General features: G+C 43.5%; 5 protein-coding genes. 2 read left to right on the forward strand and 3 right to left on the reverse strand.

Annotated features, from left to right (window positions below):
* The first annotated feature begins 184 nt into the window (after positions 1-184).
* On the forward strand, positions 185-1672 hold the full coding sequence (locus Q0668_RS24405) for a sulfatase (protein ID WP_298869163.1): 1488 nt from the start codon (positions 185-187) through the stop codon (positions 1670-1672).
* 166 nt (positions 1673-1838) lie between these two features.
* Positions 1839-6293 (forward strand): amidohydrolase family protein, encoded by a 4455-nt coding sequence (locus Q0668_RS24410; protein ID WP_298869164.1) that lies wholly within the window; start codon positions 1839-1841, stop codon positions 6291-6293.
* 19 nt (positions 6294-6312) lie between these two features.
* On the opposite strand, the gene Q0668_RS24415 is transcribed toward Q0668_RS24410, so the two are convergent.
* The 3 genes from Q0668_RS24415 to Q0668_RS24425 form a co-directional block, all read right to left on the reverse strand.
* The gene (locus Q0668_RS24415; RefSeq protein WP_298869167.1) at positions 6313-7086 is read right to left on the reverse strand and encodes a thioredoxin family protein; all 774 of its coding nucleotides are present in this window, start codon (positions 7084-7086) and stop codon (positions 6313-6315) included.
* Positions 7087-7505: 419 nt separating this feature from the next.
* On the reverse strand, positions 7506-8093 hold the full coding sequence (locus Q0668_RS24420) for an aminodeoxychorismate/anthranilate synthase component II (protein ID WP_298869165.1): 588 nt from the start codon (positions 8091-8093) through the stop codon (positions 7506-7508).
* 24 nt (positions 8094-8117) lie between these two features.
* Positions 8118-8321: chorismate-binding protein (locus Q0668_RS24425; RefSeq protein ID WP_298869166.1), on the reverse strand; the 204-nt coding region annotated here is incomplete at its 5' end.

The following is an 8321-nucleotide window of genomic DNA, read 5'->3' on the forward strand; positions in this document are numbered from 1 at the left end:
ATAAAAAAACTGCTAAGCTAACGTCTTTTTTGGAATTCTCTAAAAAGTGCCGTAATTTCGTTTCAGTGTAAATAGAATACATTCAATCTGATAGGAATTGCGAGAAGTCTTTGGATCGCGCATGATAGTCGAGCAGGAAATATCTCTTTCCCGCTAAGATTCAATGAATTCCATGGAGCCAACGATGAATTTCAAATGTATTCAATTTCTGATCATTCTATTTCTTTTTCCTGGATTCGAGTTGCAATCTGCTGAAAAGAAACAGGATAAGAAACCAAATATTCTTGTCATTCTCTGTGACGATCTGGGTTATGGAGACCTGGCCTGCTATGGTCATCCTCAGATTAAAACACCTCACATTGATCATTTGGCTTCGCAGGGAATGCGATTGACCGACTGTTATGCAAGTGCTCCAGTTTGTTCTCCGTCACGTGCCGGTTTATTGACTGGGAGAACTCCGAATCGAGTGGGAGTCTATGACTGGATCCCCGAAGGTCATCCGATGCATTTGAAACGTGAGGAAATCACTATTGCGCAATTGCTGCTACAGGCGGGTTATGACACCGCTCATGTAGGAAAATGGCACTGTAATGGAATCTTTAATTCGCGGGAACAGCCACAGCCTGGTGATCATGGATTTCAACACTGGTTTAGTACGCAGAATAATGCCCTGCCTACTCACGAAAATCCGATTAATTTTGTGCGAAACGGAAAAGCTGTTGGCGAGATCCAAGGTTTTTCCTGTCAGATTGTAGCCGATGAAGGAATTCGCTGGTTAAAAAAAAGAAAAGCAGCGGAAAGGCCATTTTTTCTGTATGTCTGTTTTCATGAGCCTCATGAGCGAGTGGCATCTCCCACAAAACTTGTCAATCAGTATCTCGATCAAACGTTGTATGAAGATCAGGCTCAGTATTTTGCGAACGTTGCTAATATGGATGCTGCTGTAGGAAAGTTGATGAAAACTCTGGATGAGTTAGATATAGCAGACAATACGCTAGTCTTTTTTACTTCAGATAATGGACCAGAGACTTTAAATCGATATGGAAAAGGATCAAGACGTTCGTGGGGAACACCGGGAATTTTACGTGGGATGAAATTGCATATTTATGAAGGAGGAATTCGGGTTCCCGGTATTGTTCGCTGGCCGGCGCAAATTGAGGCCGGCCAGGAGAGTAACATGCCAGTCAGCAGTGTGGACTTGCTTCCTACATTCTGTGAGATAGCTAATATCTCGCTGCCACAGAATCGTGTTTTAGATGGAACCAGTCTGCTTTCTTTATTTGCAGGATCAAAATTGGAGAGATCAACTCCTTTGTTTTGGAATTATTATCGTGCTAACAGTACGCCCCGCGTTGCGATGCGAGAAGGTGATTGGAAAATCGTGGCGCATTGGAGTGGTCCGGAAGGGATCCGCCGATTAGGAAATAATGTGAATTCCATCTCACAGGAGTATATAAAAAAATCAAAGCTGACCAAATTTGAGCTTTATAATCTAAAAGAAGATATCAGTGAGCAGCATAATCTTGCCTGGCAGGAGCAGGAACGGCTGAGTGGTCTGAAGAAAAAGTTGATTCAAAAATACACGGCTGTCCAAAAAGAAGGGCCTGTCTGGGATACCAGGGGCTATGAGCAGAGCCGTGAAAAAAGACTATTCATTGGCCCTTCCAAATAATACTACGGGCAATGTAAATTTCAGTTAATTCAATTCCCGCACTTTACAGTAGTGCTTGATTGGATTCCCTATTCTCATTGCCTGAGAGGGTTGCTAAAGTGGTATTTTCGGCATTGTTTTGATAATCAAAATTATATTGATTCATTATTTTCTACATGGAATCGCTATGTACATTTATCGTTTTTGCAGTTTATTGCTTTTGATATGCATTTTAACGCACTCTCCTCAAGCGAGTGCTCAAGTCAATCGTAACGTTGGGTTTGAATTAAATGCGTATGCATTGACTCAGGCAAAGGTCGTAACCAAACCAGGAGTCATTCTGGAAAATGCAACGGTACTCATCAGAGACGGTCTGCTCGAAGGAGTCGGAGTCGGCCTCAAAATTCCCGCTGATGCGGAAATAATTGACTGCAAAGGAATGCAGATTTATGCGGGATTCATCGATGCCGCTTCAAGCAGTCTGATTAATAAAGACATCAAACAACCAAAACCAGATGAACGAAAAGTAGATTTCGGGCGTTATGCACTGGCGGCGACACGTCCCGATAATAGAAATTATCTCAATCCGCATTTTCGTGCTAATCAGGCGATTACAAATAAAAAAAACAGCTTCACTCAGTATCAGAAATCTGGATTTACTTCAGTTCATATTTTACCGCAAGGTCAGATCGCCAGTGGTCAGGGGGCCCTGCTTTCAACGAGTGAATTTCCTGTAAGAGAGTCAACCTTGATTGTCTCCACAATGAGTTCTTTCCGATTGTACGCACCCAAAGGTAATGTGTATCCAAAGACTCTGATGGGGGCAGTCGCTCATCTACGACAAACATTTTTGGATGCGAATCATTATGAGCAGCATTGGGATTTGTATCATGATCAATCAGCATTTATAAAACGTCCGCCGATTGATCCGGTCTATGTTGCTTGTTTGCAAACATTACATGCCAAGCAGATTCCAGTGTTTGCTGCGAATTCACGTGATGAAATATTACGCACACTGGATTTCTGTAGTGAATTTAAACTGAAACCAGTAATCTGGGGGGGCGCGGAAGCGCATCTTTGTCTGGATCGATTGAAAACCGAATCACGGGGTATGATCTGTAACCTGGATTTTCCCGTAAAACCTAAGGTTGAAGAAATTGCAGAAAAAAAAGAACTCTCGACCGAGATTGCAGATCCGCTACGGGTTCAGCGGGAAAAACTCAAACTCTGGCATGATCGAATTCAAGGCTTGTCTAAACTGGCTGACAGTGGATTACCGATTTCTCTCTCTTCCGAATCATTAAAAAACAGTGTGGCCGATCTCATACCTCAATTACGGATTGCTGTAGAAGAAGGCTTATCTGCGAAACAGGCACTTCAGTTTTTGACGATTGATGCTGCGAAGATTTTAGGCATCGACCAACGGCTGGGAACAATTGAAAAAGGGAAGCTGGCACATCTGGTTCTTATGACTGGGCCCTGGGAAAAAAAGAGCACAAAAGTTCGTTATCTGTTTGTGGATGGCGTCTATTTTGAATACAAAGATCCGTCAGAAACGGAAAAAGAAAAATCACCGGAGACGATCTCTTCGAACAAAGCACAGTCGGTTAAAATAGATTTAGCAGGAGACTGGGGAGTCGAAATCCAATCGGCTCAAGGGAAAGTCATTGGACAACTCCATCTCTCACAGGAGAAAGGGAAACTGCGTGGGAACTTTTCCAGCGAAAAAGGGGATGGGAAGGTTACTGTTGGCAGTATTAAAAAAGACGGGTATGAATTCACAGTTGCAATCGGCGCTGGAGGGCATTCGATTGATTTACAGTTTAAAGGATTAATTGGAAAAGAGACCAAGCCAAATCGTATTTCCGGGAAATTGAAGTCTGCCTTTGGTACCGAAACCAGTTGGTCTGCAGTGCGCAAGGAAGAGAAACCAAAACAGTCCTCCGGAAATCCCATTCTGCTTTCTCTTGAGGACACAGACAAAGATCGGAAACTTTTGGGAGATTCGGCGTCTGAAATTCTGGTAGCCAAAAAACCTGACCTGACAGACAAACAACAGATTTCCAAAGATGGCCATCATTTCAAAACAGAATTGGAATCGGACCGCGTCAGACGATTTCTCAAAACTGACGGAAATCTGCTGCTTAAAAACGGCACGGTGATAACCGTGACTGGTGAAATTCTGAAAAACACTTCAATTTATGTCAAACAGGGAAAAATATCGGCGATCGGAAAAACATTATTAGTACCTACGAATCTGGTTGAGATTGATCTAACAGGTTTGTATATCATGCCAGGGATTATCGATACTCATAGCCATATCATGATTACTGATGGGATTAATGAGTCTTCACAGTCGATCGTGCCTGAAGTTCGCATCAAAGACGTCGTCAATACTTCAGATCCCTCAGAGTACAGGGCGCTTGCCGGAGGTGTGACTACAGCCCGCCTTTTTCATGGCTCTGCAAATGTGATTGGTGGCCAGGATGCTGTCGTCAAATTGAAGTATGGAAAAACGGCCCGCGAGCATATTCTGCAAGATGCACCCCAGGGTGTCAAATTTGCGTTAGGTGAGAATGTGAAATGGCAGACATCACGTTTTCCCAATACCAGAATGGGAGTCGAAGCGACATTACAACGTGCGTTTCTGGAGGCCATTGATTATCGACGTCAGTGGCAGGAATATGAAAAGACAAAAAGAACGCATGGCAAAAAAAAGCAACTGCCTCCTCGCCGCGATCTACGATTGGAAGCGCTGGCAGATATCGTGAATCATGACAAGTTCATTCATTCCCATTGCTACCGGGCAGATGAAATATTGATGCTGCTCAGAGTGGCTTCACATCTTGGAATTCGAGTCTGGTCACTGCAGCATGTACTGGAAGGTTATAAAGTTGCACCGGAAATTTTAGCGCATGGGGCCAGTTGTAGCACATTTTCAGACTGGTGGGCCTATAAAATTGAAGCCTTTGATGCCGTGCCTCATAATGCAGCTCTGCTGAATGAAGCCGGGGTGAATACCGTTATTAAAAGTGATGACTGGGAATTGATCCGACATCTTTATCTTGAAGCCGCCAAGACGGTACGTTATGGAAATATGTCTTTTAATGAAGCTTTGCGGACGATCACAATCAATCCCGCGCGCGAGTTAGGTTTGGATCAGAGAATCGGGTCCATAGAGATTGGGAAAGATGCCGACTTCGCTATTTTCAATGGCCATCCTTTAAATGCTTATTCCCGCTGCGAAATGACGATTATTGATGGGGAGGTCTGTTTTGATCGAAAGAAACAACCAACGGCCATGTTGGTTTCGGCGGAGCAACGTTCTGATTCTCCTAAAGTTCAGATCGCTCAAAGGAAAACAGAATCGATTTCTTTTCCTACGGATGATGTCAAAGAGTATGCAATTGTGGGCGCAACGTTGCATCCAGTTGACGGAGATGACATTTCTGATGGAACAATTGTCATTAAAGGGACTAAGATTGATTATGTCGGTCCTGAGAAAACGCTCCCCAAAAATATTATGATCATCAATGCGAAAAATTTACACGTTTATCCTGGAATGATTGATTCAGGGTCTACTTTGGGGCTGACTGAGATTGATAAAGTTCGTGAAACGCGGGACTATTCTGAAAGCGGTGATTTGCAGCCAGATTTACGAACCGGCGTGGCCATTAATCCTGATTCCGAATTATTTCCCGTTGCTCGAGCAGGTGGAATCACGTCTGTTTTGGTCTGTCCACGGAATGGTTTGATCGCCGGTCAGGCTTCGCTAGTTCAAACCGCTGGTTGGACTGCGCCAGAGATGGTGATGGATCTCGAAGCCGGATTACAGATTATCTGGAGTACTAAAAAAGAGCGACAGCAGGAATTGACTGACTTTCTTAAAAAGGCCCGGCTTTATTTAAAGCTCAAGAAACAGACTAAAAAAAGTACGAAGAACAGACCCGTTACAGACCCGCGTTACGAAGCTCTGATTCCCTATCTCACTCAAAAGAAACCAGTTTTTATCGAAGCGAATTCACAAAAAGAAATTGTCGGTGCCCTGCTCTTTGCAGAGAAAGAAGAGTTAAAGGCTATTATCACCGGCGGGACTGACGCCTGGAAATTATCGAGTGAGCTAAAGGCAAGAAAAGTGTCTGTGATTGTGGGCCCGGTCATGAAGCGTCCGCAAGAAAACTACGATCCATTCGACGCACCATATGCCAATGCGGGGCATCTACATGAAGCAGGCGTTCCGTTTTGTATTCGTTCGAATAGTGCCTGGAATTCACGGAATACTCCGTTTGAGGCAGCTATGGCTGTCGCCTACGGTTTGCCGGAACAGGCTGCTTTAAGAGCTATTACTTTATCGGCTGCAGAAATACTGGGAGTGGAAAAACAGATCGGTTCATTAACTGAAGGCAAACTGGCGAATCTGATTATTGCTGACGGATCGCCTTTGCAACATACTTCCCATATCAAAGCGGTTTGTGTCAGTGGGAAATTGTTACGGCCGGAAAGTAAACAAACGCGATTATATGAGCGATATCGTAGCCGTTTACTTAAATTGCAAAATCCATCAAACAATAAGTCATCCGCTCCGGTTCCACTGGAAACAAAGAAATCTGAGTCTGCCAGGAAACCTGCGAACACGAAATAAACTACGCTTCGATTGTTGTTTACCGTAAAACGGCAGACTCGATCTGATCAATTTTAAGAACGTGCATGGTGCGGCTAAAACGGTCTGGATTCTTTTTGAATGCTTCTCGTGATTCTAAATCTACAAACAAGTAGAGATTCTGATCATAATAAGCCCCGTATTTTGTGTTACCTGGAATCGCACGATCCTGCTTATTGAGGATCACAGGATCACAGCCCAGCAATTGTGGTGCATAACGTCCTGGATCATTTTTGAATATCTCCAGCTCAGTACGATTGGACAGAAAATATGTGATTCCCTGGTAAGGCCAGCTGAATTCTTCAGATCCTTTCGTCCACTTCCGATCTCGCGTCAGTGCAATAGGGCTATATCCTTCCAAGCCCACATTGGGTGGCGATGTAGCGATATAGGATTTCTCTTCGGTATTTTCAGAAGGTTGGTTCTCTTGCGGACTCTTCTGTTTCTGCATCAGCTCGCGTTTACTTTTTTGTGCCAGATAGACTCGCCGATCATTTTCATAACGGGAAGCACCTCGTCCCAGGAAACTTAAGTACTCGCTTTTAATCTGACTTCCTCCTGCTCGGGTAATAATTGTACCTTTAGGTGTTAAGAGGATATCACTGGGTAGAGAACGCACATTGAACCGCTCAACCAGATGTTGGTTTTGATCACTGTCAATTTTCACGGCAATAATTCGAGTGCCAAACTGACTGGTCAGGGATTGAGTTTGCAAAACCGTCTGTTCCATTTGACGGCAAGGACCACACCATGAAGCGTGAAAATGTAGCAGAATTGGGAGATCTTTTTGTTGAGCTAGTTTCTGTGCAGATCGAAAGTCATGCAGCCATTCACCAGCTAAAGATTGATTAACCGAAATAGCAATCAAAGAGAACGTGACTGTTATGATCGATAATATTTGTTTCTTTGAATTGCATTTGGTTAATTGCATGAAAGATCCTCCACTAATCACTTTGTATACATGAACGCAATGTGGTTCGTTCTGTAAAGCTGATATCAGACAGATTTTTGCTCTGAGATCTTCTTTGTTATCGGTTGGATGGGGGGAGGTTATTGTGAAGTATTACACACTAATCGAAAGGGAGTGTGAGGAATTGATAAAAACTCAGGATCATGCGGATGGAGTTTATTTCTCAGGAAGTAAACTTAAACCAGTTTAGCTAATCGGACTTCGGAAGATACGCATTAAGCAGTTTAGGATGTTGAAGGGTGAGCAGGAATGAAGGTCAGAAAACTCTCAATTAATGCGAGACCATTTTCAGTAAGAATTGATTCTGGATGAAATTGTACACCAAAAAGAGAGGCTGTTTTGTGTTCAATAGCCATTGGGATTCCGTCTTCTGTTCTGGCTGTAACCTGCAGATCAGGTGGAAGAGTTGTTTCATCAATGATCAGAGAATGGTAACGAGTTGCCTGAAATGGATTAGGCAGATTGAATAATAAACGAGAATTATGATGGTAAATTAAAGATGTCTGACCGTGAACCGGTTGTGGTGCTTTGACAATTTTTCCACCAAAACTGGCTGCTATCGACTGATGCCCCAGGCAAACACCTAGAATGGGAATCCGATTTTCAAAGTGTAAAACCAATTCTTGACTCATACCTGCTTCGTTGGGAGTACAGGGGCCAGGTGAAAGTACTATCGCTTCGGGCGAAATCTGTTCGGCCTGTTTCAGTGTAATTTGATCATTTCGTATTACTTGAGTCTGTTGCCCTAACTCTTCGAAATAGCGGGCCAGATTAAAGACAAAACTGTCATAGTTATCAATGATCAGGATCATGAAGTCGTTTCTGATAACAGTTCGTTATTTTTGTAATGCGGCGATCATCCCCGCAGCTTTGTGCAGGGTTTCTTCATATTCAAGGCGAGGGTTGCTTTGCGCTACAATTCCCCCTCCTACCGGAAATTGAATCCAACCTTTTCGCACGGTTAATGTGCGAATCAATATGTTACTGTCAAATTCACCATTCAAGCCGGCGTAAAACAGGCTGCCACAATAAGGGCCTCG

Source organism: uncultured Gimesia sp., from assembly GCF_937910335.1.
Classification (GTDB): domain Bacteria; phylum Planctomycetota; class Planctomycetia; order Planctomycetales; family Planctomycetaceae; genus Gimesia.